At 70.5% G+C, this 23,885-nt stretch carries 22 protein-coding genes; 8 read left to right on the plus strand and 14 right to left on the minus strand.

Features of this window, described 5'->3' with window-relative positions:
* The first annotated feature begins 558 nt into the window (after window positions 1-558).
* From ACFQZY_RS16605 to ACFQZY_RS16615, 3 genes are all read left to right on the plus strand, one after another.
* Entirely contained in the window at window positions 559-2,436 is a 1,878-nt protein-coding gene (locus ACFQZY_RS16605) for an ABC-F family ATP-binding cassette domain-containing protein (protein ID WP_377417870.1), read from the plus strand.
* Window positions 2,437-2,544: 108 nt separating this feature from the next.
* The gene (locus tag ACFQZY_RS16610; RefSeq protein ID WP_377417872.1) at window positions 2,545-3,159 is read left to right on the plus strand and encodes a LysE family translocator; all 615 of its coding nucleotides are present in this window, start codon (window positions 2,545-2,547) and stop codon (window positions 3,157-3,159) included.
* A gap of 30 nt (window positions 3,160-3,189) precedes the next feature.
* Window positions 3,190-4,056 carry a PhzF family phenazine biosynthesis protein gene (locus ACFQZY_RS16615; RefSeq protein ID WP_377417874.1) on the plus strand — a complete coding sequence of 289 codons (867 nt, stop codon included), beginning with the start codon at window positions 3,190-3,192 and terminating at the stop codon, window positions 4,054-4,056.
* 22 nt (window positions 4,057-4,078) lie between these two features.
* On the opposite strand, the gene ACFQZY_RS16620 is transcribed toward ACFQZY_RS16615, so the two are convergent.
* The gene (locus ACFQZY_RS16620; protein ID WP_377417876.1) at window positions 4,079-4,294 is read right to left on the minus strand and encodes a DUF6496 domain-containing protein; all 216 of its coding nucleotides are present in this window, start codon (window positions 4,292-4,294) and stop codon (window positions 4,079-4,081) included.
* A gap of 101 nt (window positions 4,295-4,395) precedes the next feature.
* On the opposite strand from ACFQZY_RS16620, the gene ACFQZY_RS16625 reads away from it, so the two are divergent.
* Together ACFQZY_RS16625 and ACFQZY_RS16630 are read left to right on the plus strand one after the other, a co-directional pair.
* On the plus strand, window positions 4,396-4,782 hold the full coding sequence (locus ACFQZY_RS16625) for a thioredoxin family protein (RefSeq protein WP_377417878.1): 387 nt from the start codon (window positions 4,396-4,398) through the stop codon (window positions 4,780-4,782).
* A 136-nt stretch (window positions 4,783-4,918) separates the two neighbouring features.
* Window positions 4,919-5,140, plus strand: a complete 222-nt coding sequence (locus ACFQZY_RS16630; protein WP_377417880.1) for a KGG domain-containing protein — start codon at window positions 4,919-4,921, stop codon at window positions 5,138-5,140.
* 15 nt (window positions 5,141-5,155) lie between these two features.
* Here ACFQZY_RS16630 and ACFQZY_RS16635 read toward each other — a convergent pair whose 3' ends face one another.
* The 11 genes from ACFQZY_RS16635 to mdeB form a co-directional block, all read right to left on the minus strand.
* Window positions 5,156-6,202, minus strand: a complete 1,047-nt coding sequence (locus tag ACFQZY_RS16635) for an RNA methyltransferase (RefSeq protein WP_377417882.1) — start codon at window positions 6,200-6,202, stop codon at window positions 5,156-5,158.
* Between the two features lie 34 nt (window positions 6,203-6,236).
* On the minus strand, window positions 6,237-6,680 hold the full coding sequence (gene cynS, locus ACFQZY_RS16640; protein ID WP_377417884.1) for a cyanase: 444 nt from the start codon (window positions 6,678-6,680) through the stop codon (window positions 6,237-6,239).
* A gap of 24 nt (window positions 6,681-6,704) precedes the next feature.
* A complete protein-coding gene (locus ACFQZY_RS16645; RefSeq protein ID WP_377417886.1) occupies window positions 6,705-7,559 on the minus strand; it encodes an ABC transporter ATP-binding protein in 855 nt (284 codons plus the stop codon).
* The gene (gene ntrB, locus ACFQZY_RS16650) at window positions 7,549-8,409 is read right to left on the minus strand and encodes a nitrate ABC transporter permease (protein WP_377417888.1); all 861 of its coding nucleotides are present in this window, start codon (window positions 8,407-8,409) and stop codon (window positions 7,549-7,551) included. The genes ACFQZY_RS16645 and ntrB overlap by 11 nt, the downstream gene beginning before the upstream one ends.
* Window positions 8,410-8,412: 3 nt before the next feature.
* Window positions 8,413-9,780 (minus strand): CmpA/NrtA family ABC transporter substrate-binding protein, encoded by a 1,368-nt coding sequence (locus ACFQZY_RS16655; protein ID WP_377417890.1) that lies wholly within the window; start codon window positions 9,778-9,780, stop codon window positions 8,413-8,415.
* 119 nt (window positions 9,781-9,899) lie between these two features.
* Complete coding sequence (locus ACFQZY_RS16660; protein ID WP_377417892.1) at window positions 9,900-10,559, minus strand: response regulator; 660 nt, start codon at window positions 10,557-10,559, stop codon at window positions 9,900-9,902.
* Complete coding sequence (locus ACFQZY_RS16665; RefSeq protein ID WP_377417894.1) at window positions 10,552-11,736, minus strand: PAS domain S-box protein; 1,185 nt, start codon at window positions 11,734-11,736, stop codon at window positions 10,552-10,554. The genes ACFQZY_RS16660 and ACFQZY_RS16665 overlap by 8 nt, the downstream gene beginning before the upstream one ends.
* Window positions 11,737-11,741: 5 nt before the next feature.
* Window positions 11,742-12,218 (minus strand): DUF1348 family protein, encoded by a 477-nt coding sequence (locus tag ACFQZY_RS16670; protein WP_377417898.1) that lies wholly within the window; start codon window positions 12,216-12,218, stop codon window positions 11,742-11,744.
* Window positions 12,219-12,292: 74 nt separating this feature from the next.
* The gene (locus ACFQZY_RS16675; protein ID WP_377417900.1) at window positions 12,293-12,796 is read right to left on the minus strand and encodes a CBS domain-containing protein; all 504 of its coding nucleotides are present in this window, start codon (window positions 12,794-12,796) and stop codon (window positions 12,293-12,295) included.
* Between the two features lie 130 nt (window positions 12,797-12,926).
* Complete coding sequence (locus ACFQZY_RS16680; RefSeq protein ID WP_377417902.1) at window positions 12,927-13,763, minus strand: creatininase family protein; 837 nt, start codon at window positions 13,761-13,763, stop codon at window positions 12,927-12,929.
* Window positions 13,764-13,852: 89 nt separating this feature from the next.
* Window positions 13,853-16,465: an alpha-ketoglutarate dehydrogenase gene (mdeB, locus tag ACFQZY_RS16685; protein ID WP_377417904.1), complete on the minus strand. Its 2,613-nt coding sequence runs from the start codon at window positions 16,463-16,465 to the stop codon at window positions 13,853-13,855.
* Window positions 16,466-16,586: 121 nt separating this feature from the next.
* Between mdeB and ACFQZY_RS16690 the strand changes: the two genes are divergently transcribed.
* On the plus strand, window positions 16,587-17,051 hold the full coding sequence (locus ACFQZY_RS16690) for an Lrp/AsnC family transcriptional regulator (protein WP_377417906.1): 465 nt from the start codon (window positions 16,587-16,589) through the stop codon (window positions 17,049-17,051).
* 4 nt (window positions 17,052-17,055) lie between these two features.
* Here the strand turns inward: ACFQZY_RS16690 and ACFQZY_RS16695 are convergent, their stop codons facing one another.
* Window positions 17,056-18,222 (minus strand): hypothetical protein, encoded by a 1,167-nt coding sequence (locus tag ACFQZY_RS16695; RefSeq protein WP_377417908.1) that lies wholly within the window; start codon window positions 18,220-18,222, stop codon window positions 17,056-17,058.
* A gap of 188 nt (window positions 18,223-18,410) precedes the next feature.
* Here ACFQZY_RS16695 and ACFQZY_RS16700 point away from each other — a divergent pair, with 188 nt between their 5' ends.
* Window positions 18,411-20,552 (plus strand): protein-disulfide reductase DsbD family protein, encoded by a 2,142-nt coding sequence (locus tag ACFQZY_RS16700; RefSeq protein ID WP_377417909.1) that lies wholly within the window; start codon window positions 18,411-18,413, stop codon window positions 20,550-20,552.
* Between the two features lie 31 nt (window positions 20,553-20,583).
* Here the strand turns inward: ACFQZY_RS16700 and ACFQZY_RS16705 are convergent, their stop codons facing one another.
* Entirely contained in the window at window positions 20,584-22,359 is a 1,776-nt protein-coding gene (locus tag ACFQZY_RS16705) for a glycoside hydrolase family 2 TIM barrel-domain containing protein (protein WP_377417911.1), read from the minus strand.
* Between the two features lie 120 nt (window positions 22,360-22,479).
* Here ACFQZY_RS16705 and hemE point away from each other — a divergent pair, with 120 nt between their 5' ends.
* The gene (hemE, locus tag ACFQZY_RS16710; RefSeq protein WP_377417913.1) at window positions 22,480-23,580 is read left to right on the plus strand and encodes a uroporphyrinogen decarboxylase; all 1,101 of its coding nucleotides are present in this window, start codon (window positions 22,480-22,482) and stop codon (window positions 23,578-23,580) included.
* The last annotated feature ends 305 nt before the right edge of the window (window positions 23,581-23,885 follow it).

The raw sequence follows: 23,885 nt of genomic DNA on the forward strand, positions 1-23,885 counted from the left end.
TTATCGGCTGTGTGTTGTTAACGAACACTTCGCAAAATCAAAGCAACCCGCTTCTTTCTTGCCGCCTTCGCTGCGATCAGCGAAGCCTTGAATTCTAGCACGATTTTTTAAGAACCGGCAAACTTTTCTTCGTCGCTTGCCTCGTCGCTACCGACCAGACTCGCTACTCGCCAACCTCGTTCGCCTCGTCGTTTCCAACTCAGCGCCGTGATCAGCGAAGCCCTCGATTCTATACCGAATTTTTCATCTTCGGCGAGCAACTCGAAAATTTCTGAAGATTTCTTCGAGCCACCCAGAAGTCAGGGACTTCCTCCACCACCCGCAGCGCCGCCTCCTTGGAAACAAGCGCCGCAATCAGCGAAGCCCTCGATTATGACACAACTTTCGGGCTGGATCCCGGCACTGGAAGTGCTGGCAACTTCTCGCTTTTCAAGTGGCGGCTCCCACATCTCCATGAGAAGGGTTGCCGCAGGCGATCGATTGTGACGATCCGGCCGTCAGGAAGTTCCTGAGGGGGCGCGATGATAACCTACTCCGCCTCTCTTTTTGTGCGTCCGCATGGCTCTCCTGACTCTTTCCAATGCCCAGCTCGCTTTCGGCCATGTGCCACTGCTGGATCACGCTGACTTCGCCCTGGAGACCAGCGAACGCGTGGGGCTCATCGGGCGCAACGGCGCCGGCAAGTCCTCGCTGCTCAAGATCCTGGGGGGGCTCGAAAAGCCGGACGACGGGCTGCTGCAGCTCCAGCAAGGCCTGCGGATCGCCTACGTCGCGCAGGAGCCGGACCTGGACCCTGAGGCGTCCGTCTTCGAATCCGTCCGCGCGGGCGTCGCACCCGTCCTGGCGCTGATCGAGCAGTACACCCACGGCCAGGGCGACCTGGACAGCCTGCAGCGCCAGATCGAGGCCCAGGACGGCTGGAACTGGCAGCAGCGGGTGGAGGAAACCCTGCACCGGCTGCGCCTCGACGGCCAGGCGCGCATCGGCACGCTCTCGGGCGGTACCCGCAAGCGGGTGGCATTGGCCCAGGCGCTGGTGACGCGACCCGACGTGCTGCTGCTGGACGAGCCCACCAACCACCTGGACCTGGACGCCATCGAGTGGCTGGAGGACCTGCTGCTGGATTTCAAGGGCAGCGTGGTCACCATCACCCACGACCGGGCGTTCCTGGATCGCGTCGCCACGCGGATCGTCGAACTCGACCGGGGGCAGCTGCGCTCCTACCCCGGCAACTTCAGCCGCTACCAGACGCTGAAGGAGGAGCAGCTGGCCCAGGAGGCCGTGATCAATGCCAAGGCGGACAAGCTGCTGGCGCAGGAGGAAGTCTGGGTCCGCCGCGGGGTCGAGGCGCGCCGCACGCGGGCGCAGGGCCGCATCAACCGGCTGGAGCAGTTGCGCCGCAGCCGCGCCGCCCGCCGCGAGGCGCTGGGCCGGGTGAAGCTGGACGTGGCCTCCGGGCTTCCGAGCGGAAAGATCGTGGCCGAACTGACCGATGTCTCCAAGTCCTTCGGCGACCGGACCATCGTGCGGGGCTTCACGGCCACCATCCTGCGCGGGGACAAGGTGGGCCTGATCGGCCCGAACGGCGCGGGCAAGACCACGCTGCTGAAGATGATCCTGGGCGAGCTGGCGCCGGACCGGGGCCAGGTGCGCCAGGGCGCCAACCTGCAGGTCGCCTACTTCGACCAGATGCGCAACGCGCTGGACCTGGACGCGACGCTGGAAGATTTCATCAGCCCCGGCAGCGAGTGGATCGAGATCGGCGACCAGCGCAAGCACGTCAAGAGCTACCTGGGCGACTTCCTGTTCTCGCCGGCGCGCGCGGCCTCGCCGGTGCGCTCGCTCTCGGGCGGTGAACGCAACCGCCTGCTGCTGGCGCGCCTGTTCGCCCGGCCGGCCAACGTGCTGGTGCTGGACGAACCCACGAACGACCTGGACATCGACACCCTGGAACTGCTGGAGGAACTGCTCCAGACCTACGCCGGCACCGTGTTCCTCGTGAGCCATGACCGCAGCTTCCTGGACAACGTGGTGACCAGCACCATTGCCTTCGAAGGCGACGGCCGCTGGCGCGAATATGAAGGCGGCGTGCAAGACTGGCTGACGCAGTCGCGCCGCGCCCAGGCCCTGGCTGCCCAGGCCGCGGCGCCCGCCCCCAAGGCCGCCGCGCCGGCACCGACCCCGGTCGCGGCGACCTCGGCGGCTCCGGGCGCGAAGCGCAAATTGAGCTACAAGGAGCAGCGTGAACTCGAGGGCCTGCCGGCCCTGATCGAGTCGCTGGAGAAGGAGCAGCAGTCGATCACCGACCTCCTCGCCGACGGCAGCCTCTACAGCACCGATGGCGCTCGCGCAGCGCAACTCGCCACACGCAGCGCCGAGATCGAGGACCAGCTCATGGCCGCCCTCGAGCGCTGGGAGGCGCTCGGCGCGCTCTGACGACTTCCGCAGTCCCCCCTGCCCCGGCCGGCCGGGGCTTCCCCCGAGGCGGGCCGGTGCGATGAGCCGCTACAGTGCGGCGCATGCCCCGCCCTCCCGCCCGCATCCATGAATGCCAGTGAACTGACCGCGCTGCTGGTGTTCTGTTCGGCGATGACCTTCTCGCCCGGCCCCAACACCACCCTGTCCACCGCGCTGGCCGCCAACTTCGGCCTGCGCCGCGCCCTGCGCTTCTGCCTGGCCGTGCCCACGGGCTGGGCGCTGTTGATCCTGGCCTGCGGGCTGGGCCTGGGCGCGGTCGTCACCGGCGTGCCGGCGCTGCGCTGGGGCGTGAAGCTGGCCGGCGTGGGCTACATGCTCTGGCTCGCCCGCAACCTGGCACGCCAGGCGACGCTCTCGCAGGTGGACGCGCACAAGCTGCACGTGACCTTCGGCCAGGGCGTGCTGCTGCAGTTCGTGAATATCAAGGCGTGGATGCTGGCGCTGACGCTGACCGCGGGTTGGGTGATCAACGCCGGCGGGCAGCCCGCGGGCAACCCGGGGGAGCGCCTGGCGATCGTCGCGGCCTTCATGGTGCTGTACGCCTTCGGCAGCAACTTCACCTACGCGCTGGCGGGCTCGCTGCTGCGGACCTGGCTCGCACAGGGCCGGCGCCTGCTGTGGTTCAACCGCGTGCTGGCCGTGGTGCTGGTCGTCACGGCGGCCTGGATGCTCCAGGTCTGACCCCGCCCTCCGCCCCCTCGCAGGACTCCCATGCGCCTTCGCCCCTTCCAGCAGGTCGACGTATTCACGCCGACCCCGTTCCTCGGCAATCCGGTGGCCGTCGTACTCGATGGCACCGGCCTGTCGACCGAGGAGATGCAGCGCTTCACCGACTGGACGAACCTGTCCGAGGCCACGTTCGTGCTGCCGCCCACGCACCCCGAGGCCGACTACCGGCTTCGCATCTTCTGCCCCGGGCGAGAGCTGCCCTTCGCCGGCCACCCCACCCTCGGCAGCTGCCACGCCTGGCTGCAGGCCGGCGGCAAGCCGAAGGGCGAGTACGTGGTGCAGGAGTGCGGCGTCGGCCTGGTCCGGCTGCGCCGTGACGGCGCGCGGCTCGCGTTCGCAGCGCCGCCCCTGGTGCGCGGCGGCCCGCTGGACGAGGCCGACCTGGACCTGGTGGCCCGCGGCCTCGGCGTGGCCCGCTCGGACATCCTGCACCACGCCTGGTGCGACAACGGCCCGGGATGGCGCGGCGTGATGCTGCGATCGTCCGGGCAGGTGCTGGCGCTCAAGCCGGACGGCGGGGTGCTGGCCGGCCTGTTCGTGGGCGTGGCAGGACCGCGCGGCAAGGTCGGCGTGGTCGCCCCGCGCGACGACGGCGACTGCGCGTTCGAGGTACGGGCCTTCTTCCCCGGCCACGGCGGCATCGCCGAGGACCCGGTGACCGGCAGCCTGAATGCCGCGATGGCGCAGTGGCTGATCGGCGCCGGGCTGGCGCCGGCGCAGTACGTGGCGAGCCAGGGCACGGCGCTGGGACGCGCCGGGCGCGTGCACGTGGTCCGAGACGCCGCCACCGGCACGATCTGGGTCGGCGGCGACTCGGTGACCTGCGTCGAGGGCCAGGTACGGCTCTGAGCGGGCAGCTCTGAGCGGCCGTTCAGCGCGGCGTCCGCGGGCGGCTGGGCGCCTGCGGCTTGCCGGGGCCGGGCGGCACCTTGGCGCCGGCCTTGCGCGCCTCGGACAGGCCGATGGCCACGGCCTGCCTGGGGTTCGTGACCTTCGCGCCGGTGCCGCTTCGCAGCGTGCCGCGCTTGAACTCGTGCATGTTTTCCTCGACCTTGTGCTGGGCCAGTGGGGCGTAGCGACGGGCCATGGCGGCTCCTTCTTGACGGGGTGGGGCAGGCCTTGGAGCGACCCGGGCGCCGCGGGTTCACCGGGCGCCGCCTGAGCCCCCGCTACACTGCGGCCTGACCCATGACCACGCACCACGCCACCGAGAAGTCCCAAGCGCCCGCGGGCGACTGGCAGGTGATCTGCCTGTGCGCCGACTGGTGCGGCACCTGCCGCGGCTGGCGCGGGGACCTCGCCGCCGAGGCCAAACTGCACCCGGGCGTGTCGTTCGCGTGGGTCGACATCGAGGACGAGGCCGACGCGGTGGGGGACGTCGACATCGAAACCTTCCCGACGCTGCTGATCGCGCATGGCGACCAGGCCCGCTTCCTGGGCCCGGTGCTGCCCCATGCCACCGCGATCGGCCGCCTGCTCGAGAGCCTGCGCGCGGACGACCGCAGCGTGGCCCTGCCGCCCGAAGCCGGCCCGCTGCTGCAACGCCTGCGCGCCGCGCAACTCGAGCCCGTGTAGGCAAGCGCCTTCGTCCTACAAGGCTCTGGTTTCCCACCTGACGAGCGCCAGGGGGAGCGAAGCACTCAATGCCTTCATGGTCAGCACGGTGCTGGCCATGGATTCTTCTCTTCGCATTTCCCAAGGAGTACCGACCATGGCATCCAACCCCGGCAGCAGCAAGGGCGGCTCGAACCGCGGCTTCGCCTCGATGGACCCGCAACGCCAGCGCGAGATCGCCAGCCAGGGCGGCCGCGCGGCCCACGAGAAGGGCACGGCCCACGAGTTCAGTTCCGAGGAGGCCCGCGAGGCGGGCCGCAAGGGCGGCCAGGCCCGCAGCCAGAACAACCGCTCGACGAAGTCCGGCGGCAGCCGCTGAGGCTGGCGCCCCCGGTCAGCCTGCGGCGGGCGCCGCAGGCAGCACCGGGATGACCCGGCCCGCCGGCCGCGCCGCGCGGGCCCGCAATTGGCCGCAGCCCCCCTCGACATCCTGGCCGGCCGACTGCCTCAGCTTGGTCAGCACGCCGCGCCGATGGAGGTGGCGGGCGATGGCGGCGGCCTTCTCCCACGAGGGGCGCTGGAAATCGAGCCCCTCGACGGTGTTGAACGGGATCATGTTCATCACCGCGTACTTCCCCTTCAGCAGCTGCACGATGGCGTCGAGTTCATCGTCGCCGTCGTTCAGGCCCTCGATCAGCGTCCACTGGTACTGGATCGGGTAGCCGGTGGCGCGCGCGTAGCGCTCGCCGGCCTCCACCAGGTCCCGCGGGTCGATGCGCGGGGCGCGCGGCAGGATCTCGGCGCGCAGGTCGGCCTTGGTGGTGTGCAGGGACAGCGCCAGCGCCGGCTTCACCCGTCCCTGCGGCAGGCGCTCGAACACGCGCTCGTCGCCCACGGTGGAAAAGACCAGGCTCTTGTGGCCGATGTTGCCGACGGTGCCGAGCAGGTCGATGGCCTCGAGCACGTTGTCCAGGTTGTGGGCGGGCTCGCCCATGCCCATGAAGACCACCTTCTTCACCGGCCGCCGGCGCCGCGCCAGGGCGACCTGGGCCACGATCTCGGCGCTGCCGACCTGGCGCACCAGGCCCTCGCGGCCCGTCATGCAGAAGACGCAGCCGACAGCGCAGCCCACCTGGGTCGACACGCACAGGCCGTCGCGGGGCAGCAGCACGCTCTCGACGGCCTGGCCGTCGGCCAGCGCCACGAGCAGGCGCTCGGAGCCGTCGCTGCCAGGGTGGATGGACTGGATGCGGGCCAGCCCCTCGAGCTCGCGCTCGATGTCCGGGAGCGCCTCGAGCAGCGGCCGCGGCATGAAGGTCTCCAGCCGCCGCGCGCCCTGGTCCTGCGGCAGGGCCTGCGACCACAGGCGCAGCACGCGCTGCTCGTGGCGCGGCAGCGCCTGGAGGGCGCGCAGGCGTTGCTGGAGGGTCTCGATGCGCATGCCAGGATTATCCCGGCATGCGGGGACGCGACGCTCAATAGGTCTTGTACGGGAGGAACTTGCCCGAGAGGACCACGTTGACGCGGTCGCCCTTCGGATCGGGCTGGCGCACGATGTCCATGGAGAAGTCGATCGCACTCATGATGCCGTCGCCGAACTCCTCGTGAATCAGCTCCTTGATGGTGGTGCCGTAGACGCTGACGATCTCGTACCAGCGGTAGATCAGCGGGTCGGTCGGCACCTGCGTGGGCAGCGAGCCCTTGTAGGGGACGACCTGCAGCCACTTCTGCTCGTCGGCGGTGAGGCCGAAGATCTTGCCCAGGACCTTGGCCTGGGCGGCGGTGGCGGTCATCTGGCCCAGGCACAGGGCGGTGGTCCACTCCTTGGACTGGCCGACCTTCTTGGCCACGGACTCCCACGTGATGCCCTTGGACACCTTGGTGGCGATGATCTTTTCAGTGATGTCGTTGCGGTTCATGTGCGTTGGCTCCTTGGTTGTTTTTCAGTGGCCGCCGCCCGCGCGGGCGCGGGAGACGAGGAAATCGACGATGTGATTGCGCAGCTCGTAGTAGCCGGGCAGGTGGTGCAGGCCCGCGCGGGTGCGCTCGCGCGGCAGCGGGTTGGCGACGATCTCGGCGATGCCGCCGGGGACATAGCCGCCGGCGGTTTCGGCGCCATTGGTCATGAGGACGATGCGGTCGGCCAGGAGGATGGCCTCGTCCACGTCGTGCGTGATCATGAAGACGGTCTGCTGGGTCTCGCGCACGATGGCCATGAGCTCGTCCTGGATCGTGCCGCGCGTGAGGGCGTCCAGCGCGCCGAAAGGCTCGTCGAGCAGCAGCATCTTCGGCTGGATGGAGAAGGCCCGGGCGATGCCCACACGCTGCTTCATGCCGCCGGACAGCTGCGAGGGCTTCTTGTCGATGGCGTGGGGCAGGCCGACCATGGACACGAACTTCTCCACCTGGGCATCGACCTGCTCGCGGGTCCATTCGGGCCAGCGCGATTGCACCGCGAAGGCGACGTTGCGGCGCACCGTGAGCCAGGGCATCAGGGCATGGCCCTGGAAGACGACGCCGCGCTCCAGGCTGGGGCCGGAGACTTCGCGGCCGTCCATGAAGACCAGGCCTTCGCTGGCCTCGTCGAGGCCGGCGAGGACGTTCAGGATGGTGGTCTTGCCGCAGCCCGAGTGGCCGATGATGCAGACGAACTCGCCGCGGGCGATGTCGAAGGAGACGCCGGAGAACACCGGCTTGCCCGGGACATAGGTCTTGGCCAGGCCCTCGATCTTGAGGAAGGCCGGCGCGGACGCCGGGGCGGCAGGCGCGGCTTGGTTCATGCGTTCTTCACTCCACATAGGTCACCCACTTCTGCAGGCGTGCAAACGCCAGGTCCAGCAGCATCCCGACCACGCCGATCACCAGGACGGCGAAGATCACGTGGGTCAGCGACAGGTTGTTCCACTCGTTCCAGACGAAGTAGCCGATGCCCGTGCCGCCCACCAGCATCTCGGCGGCCACGATCACCAGCCAGGCGATGCCCATGGAGATGCGCATGCCGGTGAGGATGGTGGGCGCCGCGGCCGGCAGGATCACCAGGAAGGCCTTGCGCAGGGGCGTGACCTCCAGCGTGCGGGCCACGTTCAGCCACTCGCGCTTGACCGAGGCCACGCCGAAGGCGGTGTTGATCAACATCGGCCACACCGAGCAGATGAAGATCACGAACACGCCGGAGATGGACGAGTCCTTGATCGTGTAGAGCGCCAGCGGCATCCACGCCAGCGGCGAGATCGGCTTGAGCACCTGGATGAAGGGGTCGAGCGCGCGATGCAGCAGCGGCGACATGCCGATCACGAAGCCCAGCGGCACGGCCACCAGCACCGCGCACAGGAAGCCCAGGCCGACGCGGCCCAGCGAGTGCCCCAGCTGGATGGCGATGCCCTTGTCATTGGGGCCGTTGTCGTAGAACGGGTCGGCCAGCTGCTTGCCGATGGCGACCGCGACCTGGCCGACGGTGGGAAAGCCGGTGGACTTCTGCGCCCCCGGGTCCTTGCCCATCATCTTCAGGTACTCGACCTGTTCGGCCGTCATGCCCGCGGTGCTGGCGGCGGAGCCGCCGGCCGGCAGGGTCGCCACATGCCAGATCCCCAGGAGGGCCGCGAGCAGCAGCAGCGAGACCAGGGTGGCCTTGAATTTCAGCGTCTTCATGCGTCAGGCCATCTTGTGGATCGGGAAGCTCTTGACGTAGTCCTCGGGCTTGGCCGGATCGAACTCGCGGCCCATGACCTTGAACTTGCGGTAGGCGCCCTCCGGCGGCTTGAAGCCGGCCTGGGCCATGTACTTCTTGGCGTCGGTGAGCAGGAAGATCTTCTCGGCGATCTGCCGGTAGTTGACGTCGCCCTTGATGTAGCCCCAGCGCTTCATCTGCGTGAGCATCCACACCGCCATGCTTTGCCAGGGCACCGGGTCGAAGTTGGCGCGATCGGGCACGTTGCGGATGTTGCCCAGGCCGTCGGCGAACTTGCCGGTGAGGACCTGGTTCAACACCGCCTCGGGCTGGTTCAGGTACTGGGCCGGCGCGATCACCTTGGCGATCAGCTCGCGGTCCTTGGGCTGGCTGGCCATGTGGGAGGCGGTGAGCACCGCGCGGTACAGGGCGGCGAAGCTGTTCGGGTTCTGCTTGATGAACTCGTCGCTCACGCCGAAGGCGCAGCACGGGTGGCCGTCCCAGATCTCCTTGGACAGGATGTGGATGAAGCCGACCTCGTCGTACACCGCGCGCTGGTTGAACGGGTCCGGGCCGAGGAAGCCGTCGATGTTGCCGGCGCGCAGGTTGGCCACCATCTCCGGCGGCGGGGTCACGCGGATCTGGACGTCGGTGTCGGGGTTCAGGCCGTTCTCCGCCAGGTAGTACCGCAGCAGGAAGTTGTGCATGCTGTACTCGAAGGGCACGGCGAACTTCAGGCCCTTCCACTGCTTCGGGTCGCGCTTGTCCTTGTGCTTGACGTGCAGCGTGATCGCCTGGCCGTTGGTGTTCTGGATGCTGGCCACATTCATCGGCACCTGGCTCGAGCCCAGGCCCATGCTCATGGCGATCGGCATGGGCGAGAGGAAGTGGCTCGCGTCATGCTCCTTGTTGATCATCTTGTCGCGGATCAGGGCCCAGCCCGCGGTCTTCATCAACTGGACGTTGAGGCCTTCCTTTTTGTAGAAGCCCAGGGGGTCGGCCATGATCAGCGGCGAGGCGCAGGTGATGGCGATGAAGCCCACCTTCAGGTCCCGCTTCTCGGGCGTGCCCTTGTCCTGCGCCATGGCCTGCAGCGAGGCCACCGGCAGCACCGAGGCAATGGCCGCCCGCGCGGTGCCTGCGCCCACGGCCTTGAGGAAGCCGCGGCGCACGCTGTCCACCGGGAACAGCGCCTTGACGAGGGCGGCCTCGATGAAGTTGCGCGAGGCCTCCTCCTCGCTCAGGGCCGCGCGGGTGGCGGCGTCATGCTCGCCGGGCGCATGGTCCTGGCCGCAGGCGCAGCGCAGCATCAGGGGGCGGTCGGCATCGTAGGCATCGTGGTGTTCGGGCATCGTGGGCACCTCCTCTCTTGAAGATGCCGATGCCTTGCAAGCGCCAAGCCTGTTCGGGCCCGCCCAGGCCAGGCAGATGCAGATCGTCGACGCCGCGTCGAGGGCGTGTAGGGGCGGCCCTACACGCCGGCGGTGCGGCCATGCCTTTCGGCGTACAGCGCCAGCTCCACGTCGTTCTTGGTGCCGGTCTTTTCCAGGATGCGCGCGCGGTAGGTGCTCACCGTGTTGGGCGCCAGCTGGAGCTGCGCACCGATTTCGCTCACGGTATGCCCCGAAATGAGGAGCCTGAATACTTGATGCTCACGGTGCGAGAGCGCCTCGGGCCCCAACCGGGTGCCTGCGCTGCCCACCGCGGTGGCCAGGGCCTCGGCAGTGGCTGGCGTCACGTACACGCCGCCAGCCGCCACCTTGCGCACGGCCGCGACCATGTCGTCGGCATCGGCGCTCTTATTGAGGTAGCCGGCCGCTCCCAGCTTGATGCAGCGCACCGCGTACTGGCGCTCGGGGTAGGTGGAGAGCATCAGCACCGGCAGGCGCGGCCACTCCCGGCGCAGCGCCTGCAGGACGTCGAGGCCGTCGCGACCGGGCAGGGCGATGTCCAGCAGCACGATGTCCAGCCCCTCGGGGCCGCCCAGGGTGGCGACCTCGGCGAGGACCTGGTTGCCATCGATGGCCTCGGCCCGCACCACCACCTCGGGCGCGTCGGACAACAGCTGCTTGAGGCCTTCGCGCACGATGCGGTGGTCGTCGCCGATGAGGACGCGGATCGGGTCAGTCATGGGTCAGGGGCATGGTGAGGGTGAAGGCGGCGCCCCGGCCGGGCGCGCTGTCGATGGCCAGGCGGCCACCGAAGTGGCCGGCGCGCTCGCGCATGCCCATGACGCCATAGGCGGTGGCCGCCTCGAAGGCCTCGGGCGGCGCGCCGCGGCCGTCGTCGCGCACGGTGATGCGCAAGGCCTCGCCGACGGCGATCGTGATGGCGACGCGGCGCGCCTGCGCATGCCGGCCGACGTTACTGAGCATCTCCTGGAAGATACGGAACACCGCCATCGCCTGCGGCTCGGGAAGGTCGGGCAAGCCGGCGGCCTCGGGCATGGCCCAGTCCAGGGCGAGCTCGGCGGACTGCACGAACTCGTGGGCCTGCCACTCGAGCGCGGCCCACAGGCCCTGGTGGTCGAGGATGCTGGGGCGCAGGTCGGTGATGATGCGTCCCACGTTGTCGACGGCGTCCTCGATCAGCCGCCCCATGCGCTGGCACTTGCAGCGCAGGCGCAGCTGCGGCTCGCCGTCGCCGAGCTCGGCCAGGCGCTTGTCCAGCCAGTTCACGTCCATCTTGAGGGCCACCAGCAGGCTGCCCAGTTCGTCGTGCACCTCGCGCGCGATGCGGGTGCGCTCCTCCTCCCGCACCGACTCCGACCAGGCAGCCAGTTCGCGCTGGCGGGCCAGGGCCTGCGACAGCTCGCGCGTGCGCTCGGCCACGCGCTGCTCGAGTTCGGCCTTGGCGCGGTGCAGGGCGTCGGCGGCGCGCTTGCGGTCGGTGATGTCGACGAAGGTGATGACGGCGCCGCGTACCTCCTCGCCGTCGAGGATGGGGTAGCTGGAGTACTCCACCGGGAACGCCGTGCCGTCACGGCGCCAGAACACCTCGGTGTCGATGCGACAGGGCAGGCCGCGGCGAAAAGCGTTGAAGATGGGGCAGTCGGTATCGAGGTACGGGGAGCCGTCCTCGTGCGAGTGGTGGGTGAGGTCGTGCATGTTGCGACCGAGCACCTGCGGCGCCTCCCACCCCAGCATCTCGGCGGCGGCGCGGTTGATGAACATGCAGTGCCCGCCCAGGTCGATGCCGAAGATGCCCTCCCCGGTGGACGCGAGCAGCAGCCCGAGCTGGTGCTGCCACAGCGGGTCGGCCACGGACGCGGGCGGCGCGGCCTGCGAGACCTGCAAGGTCGCGGGCATGACCGTCACAGCCCCAGGTCGCCGAGGCCGGGATGGTCGTCGGGCCGGCGGCCGAGCGGCCAGTGGAACAGGCGCTCCCCGGCGGCGATCGGCAGGTCGTTGATGCTGGCGAAGCGGCGCTGCATCAAGCCGTCGGCATCGAACTCCCAGTTCTCGTTGCCATAGCTGCGGAACCACTGGCCGGAGTCGTCATGCCACTCGTAGGCGAAGCGCACCGCGATGCGGTTGCCGGTGAAGGCCCACAGCTCCTTGATCAGGCGGTAGTCCAGCTCCCGGGCCCATTTGCGCTCGAGGAACTGGCGAACCTGCTCGCGGCCCGCCGGGAATTCGGCGCGATTGCGCCAGCGGGTGTCCTCGGTGTAGACCTGCACCACCCGGGCCGGGTCGCGGGAGTTCCATGCGTCCTCCGCCATGCGCACCTTGCGCGCGGCGGTCTCGGCGGTGAAGGGGGGAAGCGGCGGCTTCGGTTCTTTCGGGGTCATCGGGGGCTCGGGGGTACCTGCTTGTCTTGCCACGGACAAGCAGGAGCCGGGCCAGCCCCGCGCCGACCGACGCGTCAACCCGACTGCGTCTGTGACCTGGAGGACCCGCCGCCCTGCGACCCGCTGGCCTGCGACTGGTGCGAGCGGTCAGGCTCGGCCGGCGTGGAGATGTCGCCCAGGGACAGGGCGACGTCGCCCTGCTCGCCCGGGCTCTTGGTGGCAATGTCACCCAGCGAAATGATGCCGACCAGGTGGTCCTGCGCGTCCACCACCGGCATGCGCCGGATCTGGCAGCTGGCCATCTCGGACAGCACGTCGTTGACCTCGTCGCTTTCGCGCACGGTGCGCACATGCCCGCTCATGATCTCGGAGAGGCGGCAGTTCCTGAGGTCCAGGTCCTGGGCCACGCCGCGTACGACGATGTCGCGGTCGGTGACCATGCCCACGAGCCGGTCGCCGTCGCACACCGGGATCGCGCCCACGTTGAGTTCCTCCATGGCCTGGGCGGCCTTCACCAGGGTGTCGTCGGGGCTCATGCTGCGAACCCCCCGGGTCATGACATCGGCGACTGCAGTCATCGTGCGCTCCTTCGCTGGCAACCGCGCCACTCTAGGCACGCCGGGCGCGGATCCCGGCCTCCCGGCCTCGCAAGCTGGCGTAGGACGGGGCGGGCGCCCAGCCAGCGACCGGCGAAGCCCCGCGGGGCGCTCAGTCGGGGAACTGCGGACGGTCGCTGAGGGTGGACAGCGGCAGCTGCGCCACCTCCTGCAGCAGCTGCGCGAAGGCCCGGCCCGCGGCCTGGACCACGGCGCGGCCCTTGTCCGCGCTGGCGGCGGCGGCATTGCCGGCGGCGCCCTGCGGGTTGTAGTCCTGCATCTGCCAACCGAGCTTGGCGCTGCGGCCGTTGCCGAGGATGGCGTAGGTGGCGGCGCGGTCCTGCGAGGTGGAGCGGAAGTCCTGGGCGCGGGTCATGTCCACGTGCTGCGCACGCAGCGCCAGCATCATCGAGGTCTCGATGTCGCCGCCGTGGATGCCGAAGCGGTGCTCGCCCGGCGGGAACAGGGCGTTGATGTCGTCCCCCAGCGGCAGGTCGTACCAGTTGACGCTGTAGACGATCAGGTCGCAGCGGGTGCGCAGGTCGCGCGCGACGATGTCCATCACGCTGACCTGGCCGCCGTGCGAGTTGAGCAGCACCAGCTTGCGCACGCCGGCGCGCGCCACCGACTCGCCGATCTCGGTCCACAGGCGGATCAGGGTTTCGGCCGAGAGCGTGAGGGTGCCCGGGAAGCGAATGTGCTCGGGGCTGCGTCCCACCGCCTGCGTGGGCAGGAACAGCGCCTCGAGGTCCGCGGGCAGGTGCGGCAGGCAGGCGGCGACGATGCCGTCGACCAGGGTCTGGTCCACGCTCACCGGCAGGTGCGGTCCATGCTGCTCGGTGGCGGCCACGGGCAGCACGGCGACGGTGCGCCCGGCCACGCCGCTGGACTGGCGCTGCGCGAACTCGCGGGTGGTGAGGTCGGACCAGAAGCGGGTGCGGGTGGGCATGGGGCGGATCTTAGTGCCTCGGGCCGGGCGGGCGCGCCCGGCCCCCGCCCCGGCCCTTCCCCGCGCGGGAGGGCCGGGAAGAGAGGGGATCAGGCGGCGAGGGTGTGGCGCGCGGCGCGGGCGATGTGCGCGGCATCCACCCCGAAGAAGGCGCGCAGCGCGGCGCGCGTGTCGCTGCGGCCGAAGCCGTCGGTGCCCAGGGTGAGGAAGCGGCGGCCCTCCGGCAGGTGGGCGCGCACCTGCTCGGGCACGGCGCGCACGTAGTCGGTGGCGGCGACGATGGGTCCCTGGCCGCCCGCCAGCAGCGAGCGGATCCAGGGCGTGGTGCGGGCCTCGCCGCGGATCGCGCGCTGCTCGCAGTGGATGCCGTCACGCGCCAGCTCGCTCCAGCTGGTGACGCTGACCACCTCGCTGGCGATGCCCTCGGCGGCGAGCTGCTGCGCCGCCTGGATCACCTCGGTGAGGATGGCGCCCGAGCCCAGGAGCGTGATGCGCGGCGCGCCCTCGCCGTAGGTGGCGAAGCGGTAGGCGCCGCGGATCACGCCCTCGCGCGCGCCGGCCGGGAGGTCGGGTTGCGCGTAGTTCTCGTTCATCAGCGTGAGGTAGTAGAAGACGTCCTGCTGCTCCACCAGCATCTCGCGCATGCCCTGGTCCACCAGCACCGCCATCTCGCCGGCGAAGGCCGGGTCGTAGGCCTTGCAGTTCGGGATGGTGGCGGCCACCAGGTGGCTGCTGCCGTCCTGGTGCTGCAGGCCCTCGCCGCCCAGCGTGGTGCGGCCCGAAGTGGCGCCGAGCAGGAAGCCGCGGGCGCGCTGGTCGGCGGCGGCCCAGATCGCATCGCCGATGCGCTGGAAGCCGAACATCGAGTAGTAGATGTAGAACGGCAGCATCGGCACGCCGTGCACGCTGTAGCTGGTGGCGGCGGCCGTCCAGCTGGCGATGGCGCCGGCCTCGCTGATGCCCTCCTCCAGGATCTGGCCGTCGAGGGCTTCGCGGTACGAGAGCACCGAGCCGATGTCCTCGGGCTCGTAGCGCTGGCCGACGCTCGAATAGATGCCGACCTGCTTGAACAGGTTGGCCATGCCGAAGGTGCGAGCCTCGTCGGCGACGATGGGGACGATGCGCGGGCCGAGCGCCTTGTCCTTCAGCAGGTTGCCCAGGAGGCGCACGAAGGCCATGGTGGTGGACATTTCCTTGCCGTCGGCCTGCAGCGCGAACTGCGCGTAGCTGGCGACCTCGGGCACCGGCAGCTGCGGGCACTCGGTGTGGCGCTGCGGCAGGTAGCCGCCGAGTTCGGCGCGGCGCGCATGCAGGTAGGTCGCCTCGGGGCTGCCCTCGGCGGGCTTGGCGAACTCCAGGCCCACGGCCTGGGCGTCGGTGAGGGGCAGGTTGAAGCGGTTGCGGAATTCGATCAGGGCGGCCTCGTCCAGCTTCTTCTGGCTGTGGGTGGTCATGCGGCCCTGGCCGGCCGTGCCCATGCCGTAGCCCTTCTTGGTGTGGGCCAGGATCACGGTGGGCTGGCCCCGGTGGGCCGCGGCCGCGGCGTAGGCAGCATGCACCTTCACCAGGTCATGGCCGCCGCGCTTGAGGCGGTCGATCTGTTCGTCCGTCATGCCCTGGGCCAGGCGGGCGAGGGCCTCGTTCTGGTTGAAGAAGTGGTCGCGGTTGAAGCGGCCGTCCTTGGCGGCGAAGGTCTGCATCTGGCCGTCCACCGTGTCGGCGAAGGCGCGCACCAGGGCGCCGTCGGCATCGCGGGCGAACAGGCCGTCCCAGTCGCTGCCCCAGAGCAGCTTGATGACGTTCCAGCCGGCGCCGCGGAACAGTTTCTCGAGCTCGTCGACGATGCGGCCGTTGCCGCGGACCGGGCCGTCGAGGCGCTGCAGGTTGCAGTTCACCACCCAGACCAGGTTGTCCAGCTTCTCGCGCGAGGCCAGGGTGAGGGCGCTCATGCTCTCGGGCTCGTCCATCTCGCCGTCGCCGAACACGCCCCAGACCTTGCGGCCTTCGCAGTTCAACAGGTTGCGGTGGGTGAGGTACCGCATGAAGCGGGCCTGGTAGATGGAGCTGATGGGGCCGATGCCCATCGAGCCGGTGGGGAACTGCCAGAAGTCCGGCATCAGCCACGGGTGCGGGTAGCTGGAGAGGCCGCGCGCGCCGGCGGCGGGGGCGGTGATCTCCTGGCGGTAGTGGGCCAGGTCGTTCTCGGTGAGGCGGCCTTCCATGAAGGCGCGGGCATAGACGCCGGGCGCGCTGTGCGGCTGGAAGAAGACCAGGTCGCCCCCCTGCTGCGCGTTGCGGGCGCGGAAGAAGTGGTTGAAGCCGACCTCGAACAGGTCCGCCGCGCTGGCGTAGCTGGCGATGTGGCCGCCCAGCTCGCCGTAGGCGGCATTGGCCCGCGCCACCATGGCCAGCGCGTTCCAGCGCATGAGGGAGGCCAGCCGCTCCTCGATGGCGAGGTCGCCGGGGAAGACCGGCTGCTTGTCCACGGGAATGGTGTTGACGTAGGGCGTGACCAGCTCGGGGGACCAGCCCACGCGCGGGTCGCGGGCCAGGATGGCGAGCTGGTCGAGGATGAAGCGGGCCCGTTCGGGGCCTTCGGTGGCGACCAGGGCGAGGAAGGCGTCACGCCATTCGGCGGTCTCGGCGGGGTCGATGTCGGTCCCCGGGGCGGCGAGGAAGCGGGCGATGCTGTGGTCGGTCATGAAACGGGCTCCAGTGCCTAGGCACTGTAGGCAAGGCGCCGGAAAATTCCATTCCGAAATGAGCCCGACAGACGCCTTTGGCAGCATAAACTGCCAAGAAACAGACCTCACGCAGCACCGAATGCAACTCGACACGATAGACCTCAGAATCCTGGCCCAGCTCCAGGACGACAGCTCCCTCACCAACGTGGAGCTGGCCCGGCGGGTCCACCTGTCGCCCTCGCCCTGCCTGGCGCGGGTCAAGGCGCTCGAGGCGGCCGGCGTGATCCAGCGCTACGTGGCACTGGCCGACCCGAAGGCGCTGGGGCTGGGGCTGTCGGTGTTCATCTCGATCAGCCTGAAGGAGCAGTCGAAGGCGGCGCTGGCGGAGTTCGAGCGCCGCATCGGGGAGCTGGAGGAAGTGATGGAGTGCTACCTGATGACGGGTGACAGCGACTACCTGATCCGGGTCGCCATCGCCGACATGGGGGCGCTCGAGCGCCTGATCCTGAACCAGCTCACCCCCATCCCGGGGGTGGAGAAGATCCGCTCCAGCTTCGCGCTCAAGCAGGTTCGCTACAAGACCGCGCTGCCGCTGCCGGCGTGAAGGGTCAGTCGTCGAGCTCGGCGGCGGCCGAGGTCAGGAAATCCGTCCGGGAGGGCTCCGGGTGCTCCAGGGTCGTGGACGGGGTGCCAGGCCGACCCGGCTGGCCAGCAGCCGCCTCCGGCCGGGCCCCACCCTGGGCCTTGGAGTCGCCCAGCTTGCGCCGCTCCTCGACGTCGGCGGCGACCAGCAGGCGAGCGCAGTACGCCATCACGTCGGATGAGGCATGGGTGACCTCGAGAGCGGCCTGCATTTCGACCGTCGGGTCTTCCATCACGTGGGTGGCGCCCGCCAGTGCGGGCGTGAGTTCCACCAGGGTCTCGTAGAGCCGCCTTTCCGCTGGCGAGGCGGAGGCGGCCAGGTCACGGGCGGCAGCGGCCAGGCCGGCCGCCATCAGGAGATTGGGCACCACGTGGGCGGCCGCCATGTCGCCGCGGCCGGTGCGCGACTCCCATTTTCTGACCTGGGTGCTCACGTCCAGCATGAACTTCCAGAGCTCGGGTGAGCCGATGCCTTTCTGCGCGACCTCCCCGAATCCGGCGCGGAAGGCTTGCACGAGCAGGTTCTGGAGCGCGCCCTTCGACAGGGGCCTGTTTTTCTCGGCCGCGGCCTTCGCCGGCCCGGCCACGGCCGCCACGCAGCGGTGGGCGATGGCGCGCAGCGTCTCGCCGCAATCGGCGTGAATCACCCGGGCAACGGTATCGCGCAGGCCCTGGGTCTTGGCATCGGTGAACAGGGCGGCGCGGTCCCCGAGGGAGGCGGCCGGGTTCTTGGCACACCAGGTGGCCAGCTGCTTCCTGGCCGCGACCGCGGCCCCGCCCCGCCGGACCTCCGGCGCCGCCGTGACCGACTTGCCATCCCCGCAGGCCGGCCGGGCCGGCGTCAGCGGCTGCGCCCCGCAAGCGCGCAGCAGGTGGACGGGGAACAGCATGTCCTCCAGGTCGTTCGCGAACGTGGCGGCCGCGCGGGCCAGGGTCCTGAACCAGCTGGACGGGGCCTCGGCCTGCGAGACCCGGGCACCGGCAAGGGCAGGAGGAAGGGCGGGCGAGGACCCGCCCGCCGAGGGGCCGCCGACGCGAACTTGCGGCGAGACCCGGGGAGTCGAAGTGGTGGTGGTGGAGGAAGACGAGGCGGGAGCGTTGGCTTGCGTCGGGGGCGTGGGGGTGGTTTTCATGGCGTCCTCTGCGGAAGGTGCGTGTGGGGTCTGCGCGGGCGCCGACGACACACGGTAGAACCAAAGACCTCTTTTTCGCCGGGCGCGGAGGATAAGGCGCCGCCGCCTGCGCCGAAAGCCCCGGGGCGGGCTGCCGTCAGCCGGGCGTCACCCGGCGGCACGTCGCACGAGCGGGGACAATCCCGCCCATGACGTTGATCCGTTTCATGCTGGCCGCACTCCTCGCCGGCCTGGGCGCGTGGGCCGGGCCCGCGGCGGCCCAGGGCCTCGCCCGGTCCGAGGTGACGACCGAGCGGGTGCGCGCCGAGCTGGTGGCCCATGCGCCCGAGGGCGTGGCCCCCGGCAAGCCCCTGTGGCTGGGCCTGCGCATCGCCCACCAGCCCGAGTGGCACACCTACTGGAAGAATCCCGGCGACTCCGGCCTGGCAACCTCGCTGCAGTGGACCCTGCCGCCAGGGCTGGCTGCGGGCGAGATCGACTGGCCCACGCCGAAGAAGATCCCGATCGGCAACCTCGCCAACTATGGCTACGAGGGCACCGTGCTGCTGCCCGTGCCGGTGACGGTGGACGCCGGCTTCCGCCCCGCCCCGCTGGCGCAGGACCTGGAGGTGAGGCTCAAGGCCAGCTGGCTGGTGTGCCGCAAGGAGTGCATCCCCGAAGAGGGCGAGTTCGCCCTCAGGGTGCCGCTGCGTGGCAGCACCGCGCTGCAGGCGGCCGCCTTCCAGGCCGCCTGGGACGCGCGCCCCCGGGCCCTCGCCGCCGCCGGCGCCGCGCGAGTCGAGGGCGGCCGGCTGAAGGTCACGGTGCCCGGCCTGCCGGCCGACGCGCAGGGCCGCAGGCTCGAGGTCTACCCCGAGGCCAACGCCATCGTCGAACCGGCCGGCGCCTGGACCCAGGCCTGGCAGGGCGCCGCCTGGACGGCCGACCTCCCGCTCTCGCCGATGCGCGCCGACAGCCCCGGGCGGCTGGCCGTGGTGGTGGCCGACGGCGCGCGCGCCTGGCGCACCGAGCTGGCGGTCGCCGGCGCCTGGCCGCCGGTGGCCCAGGCGGCCGGCGTCTCGCCCGCGCTGCAGGAGGCCCTCGCGCGCAATGCGGCGGCCACCCCGGCGGGTCCGCCGCCCTCGCTGCTCGCCGCCCTGCTCGGCGCCCTGGTGGGCGGGCTGATCCTGAACCTCATGCCCTGCGTGTTCCCGGTGCTGGCGATCAAGGTGGTGGGCTTCGCCCGCCACGCCGGCGACACCCGCGGCCACCGCCTCGCCGGCCTGGCCTACACCGCCGGCGTGCTGGCCTCCTTCCTCGCGCTGGGCGCGCTGATGCTGGGGCTGCGCGCGGCCGGCGAGCAACTGGGCTGGGGCTTCCAGCTGCAGTCGCCCGCGATGGTCGCCACCCTGGCGGCGCTGTTCACGGTGATCGGCCTGAACCTGGCCGGCGTCTTCGAGTTCGGCGCGATGCTGCCCTCGCGCCTGGCCGGCCTGCAGGCGCGCCACCCGGTGGCCGACGCCTTCCTCTCCGGCGTGCTGGCGGTGGCGGTGGCCTCCCCCTGCACCGCGCCCTTCATGGGCGCCTCGCTGGGCCTGGCGATCGCCTTGCCCGCGGCGCAGGCGCTGACGGTGTTCGCCGCCCTGGGCGCCGGCATGGCCCTGCCCTACCTCGCCGCGAGCTGGGTGCCTGCCGCAGCGCGCCTGCTGCCCCGGCCCGGCGCCTGGATGGACACCTTCCGCCGCTTCATGGCCTTCCCGATGTTCGCCACCGTGGTGTGGCTGGTGTGGGTGCTGGGCCAGCAAAGCGGCATCGACGGCGCCGGTGCGCTGCTGGCGCTGCTGGTGGCGCTGGCGCTGGCCGTGTGGGCGGTCACCCTGGCCGGGCGCACGCGCTGGGTCGTCGGCGCCATCGCCGCCGCCAGCCTCGCCGCGCTGGCCTGGGGCCTGGGGCCGTACGTGACCCGCGTCGAGCCGGCGCCGGCCACGGGCGCCGCCGCAGGCGCCGAGGGCGCGCGCTGGCAGCCCTGGTCGGCCGAGCGCGTGCGCGCGCTGCAGGCCGAGGGCCGGCCGGTGTTCGTCGACTTCACCGCCGCCTGGTGCGTGACCTGCCAGTACAACAAGAAGACCACGCTGTCCGACCCGGCGGTGCTGGCCGACCTCGACCAGCGCCGCGTCGCCCTGCTGCGGGCCGACTGGACCCGCCGCGACCCCGCCATCACCGCCGCACTGGCCGCCCTGGGGCGCAGCGGCGTGCCGGTGTACGTGCTGCACGTTCCGGGCCGGGCGCCGGTGGTGCTCTCCGAGATCCTCTCGGCGGGCGACGTGCGCGCCCTGCTCGCCTCGCTCTGAGTCGCGCACCGCCATGCGCCGTCCTCCGGGCTCAGACCCCGCCCGGGATGTAGGTGCGTGAGCGGCTGGTGACGGCCCGCACCCGCTCCAGCGGGATCTTGGGCTGGCGGTCGGCGGTGAGCAGGCCGTTGGCTTCCTGGAAGGTGTCGGTGAACTGCGTGTAGCAGAAGCCGCTGAACAGCGCGGTGTGGATCACCGTGTCCAGCAGCTCCTCGTACAGCGCGGCGAAGGCGCCGGCATCGCCGGCGCGGGTGTAGCCCCAGGTGCGGCGCGCACCGGGCTGCGGGTCGAAGGCGATACCGCCGAACTCGGTGAGCATGATCGGCTGCCCGCGGTGCGGATAGCCCTCCAGGGTGAGGACGCGGCCGCCCGGTCGGCGCCGGTCGAACAGCTGCTCGGGCTCGATCTCGCTGCCATAGCGCTGGCGCATGTGCGCGGTGTTGGCGTCGTAGTCGTGGATGCCGATGATGTCCGTGGCGCTGGACTCCCAGCCGTCGTTGCCGATCACCGGGCGCGTCATGTCCAGCGTGCGCGTGAGGTGGTACATCGCCTCGACCGCGTGCCGGTGGCTCTGGAGCGAGGCCAGGTCCGGCACGCCCCAGGATTCGTTGAACGGCACCCACACCACCACGCAGGGATGCGAGTAGTCGCGGTCGATGGCCTCGGCCCACTCGCGGATGGTGCGCTTGATGGCGGTGCGGGTGAAGCGGTAGGCCGAGGGCATCTCCTCCCACACCACCAGGCCGAGCCGGTCGGCCCAGTACAGGTAGCGCGGGTTCTCGATCTTCTGGTGCTTGCGCACGCCGTTGAAGCCCATGGCCTTGACCAGCTCGACGTCGCGACGCAGCGCCTCGTCGCTGGGGGCGGCCAGCAGGGTGTCGGGCCAGTAGCCCTGGTCCAGCACCAGCCGCAGCAGGTAGGGCCGGCCATTGAGCATGAAGCGGTCACGCAGCGTGCCGACCGAGCGCAGCGCGGTGTACGAACGGAACTGGTCGACGACCCGGTCGCCGTCGAACAGGCGCACCTCGGCATCGATCAGGGTCGGTCGTTCGGGGCTCCACAGCAGCTCGTTGCGGAAGTCGTCGATGCCGGGGTCGGACAGCACGATGAAGCGGTCGACCTCGCCGTCCACCACGCGGTAGCGGTCGCGGGCCAGCGTGCGACCCTCCAGCGCCAGGTGCAGCTCGATCGCGAGGTCGCCGGCCAGGTCGCCCGCGACGCGGGCCTCGAAGCCGATGGCGAAGCCCTCCACCCGCGGTGTCCAGCGGATCTTGTCGACGTAGGTGCGCGGCACACGCTCCACCCACACCGTCTGCCAGATGCCGGTGGTGCGGGGGTACCACAGGGCGTGCGGCTCGAGCTGCCAGTCCTGCTTGCCGCGCGGCTTGGTGAGGTCGTGCGGATCGTCCTCGGCGCGCACGGTCACGACCTGATGGCCGCCGGGATCGAGCAGGTCGGTGATGTCGGCGCCGAAGGGCGTGTGACCGCCCTCGTGGACGGCGGCCAGCGCGCCATTGACCCACACGCGTGCCTGGTAGTCGACCGCGCCGAAACGCAGCATCGCGCGGCCACCGTCGGGCGCCAGCGTGAACTCGCGCTGGTACCAGCAGGCGCGGTGGAAGCCGGTGTCGCCGATGCCGCTGGCCCGCGACTCGGGCGGGAACGGCACCAGGATCTCGAGCGGCCAGTGGTCGATGTCGGCGGGGTGGCGCAGGGCGCAGGCATCGTCGAAGCGAAAGCGCCAGGGGCCGTCGAGCGAAAGCCAGTCGGCGCGCTGCAGCTGGGGGCGCGGGTACGCCAGGTCCACGGGACGCTCCTTGGAGGAGACCGGAGGACGGCAGCTTAAGGAGTTTCGGCGCGCCCATGTGGCTGGGCGGGGCGTGACGAAGCGCAAGGTCGCGCGATGGCGCCCTGCGACAATCGCGGGATGACTTTCGCTCCGCTTCGCAACGACCAGTTCCTGCGCGCCTGCCTGCGGCAGGCCACCGACCACACGCCCCTGTGGCTGATGCGTCAGGCGGGCCGCTACCTGCCCGAGTACCGCGCGACGCGCGCCAAGGCCGGCAGCTTCATGGGCCTGGCGACGAACGTCGACTACGCCACCGAAGTCACGCTGCAGCCGCTGGACCGCTACCCGCTGGACGCGGCCATCCTGTTCTCCGACATCCTCACCGTGCCCGACGCGATGGGACTGGGCCTGAGCTTCGCGCTGGGCGAGGGCCCGCGCTTCGCCTCGCCGGTGCGCGACGAGGCCGCGGTCAACGCGCTGGCCGTGCCCGACATGGACAAGCTGCGCTACGTGTTCGACGCCGTCACCTCGATCCGCCAGGCGCTCCTGGGCCGCGTGCCCCTGATCGGCTTCTCCGGCAGCCCCTGGACACTGGCCTGCTACATGGTCGAGGGCGCGGGCTCGGACGACTATCGCCTGGTCAAGACGATGATGTATTCGCGGCCCGACCTGATGCACCGAATCCTGTCGGTGAACGCCGACGCGGTGGCCACCTACCTGAACGCGCAGATCGACGCCGGCGCGCAGGCCGTGATGATCTTCGACAGCTGGGGCGGCGTGCTGGCGGACGGGCGCTTCCAGGAGTTCAGCCTGGCCTACACCGCCCGCGTGCTGGCCAAGCTCAAGCGCACCCACGACGGCGCGACCATCCCGCGCATCGTCTTCACCAAGGGGGGCGGCCTGTGGCTGGAGGAAATGGGCAAGCTCGATTGCGACGTGCTCGGCCTGGACTGGACGGTCAACCTCGGCCGCGCCCGCGCCGCGGTCGGCGACACCAAGGCCCTGCAGGGCAACCTGGACCCGAACGTGCTGTTCGCCCCGCCCGAGACGGTGCAGGCCGAGGCCATCCGCGTGCTCGAGAGCTTCGGCGCCCCGCACACCGGCCCGGGCACCGGCCCCAGCCACATCTTCAACCTGGGCCATGGCATCAGCCAGCACACGCCGCCGGAGCATGTGAGCGCCCTGGTCGAGGCCGTGCACCGCCACTCGCGGCGCATGCGCTTGTCCGTACAGGCTTGAGGGCCGCAGCCGCCATCGGGGCATTCCCTGACTCGACAAAGTGCCCCGGAACGGGTCTCGGCGGCTTGACTTATGCACAAAAACCGGGCCCCGACGCACGCAATAGTTCCCGGTCGCCCGGTCACCCCAACCAACGATCTACCCCTCGTAAGTTGTTGATTCATATAGGCTTCGATGTCTGCCGTTTTTCTGGGCATCCTAGCCAAACCCTTGATTTCACTAGGGTCCCGGGCGGTGTCCGGGGCTCTATCAACAAAGTTATCCACAGAAATCAGGGACGTCTGGAAAAGGCCTTGGGATTCAAC

Source organism: Ramlibacter sp. GCM10027632, from assembly GCF_042675325.1.
Classification (GTDB): domain Bacteria; phylum Pseudomonadota; class Gammaproteobacteria; order Burkholderiales; family Burkholderiaceae_C; genus Ramlibacter.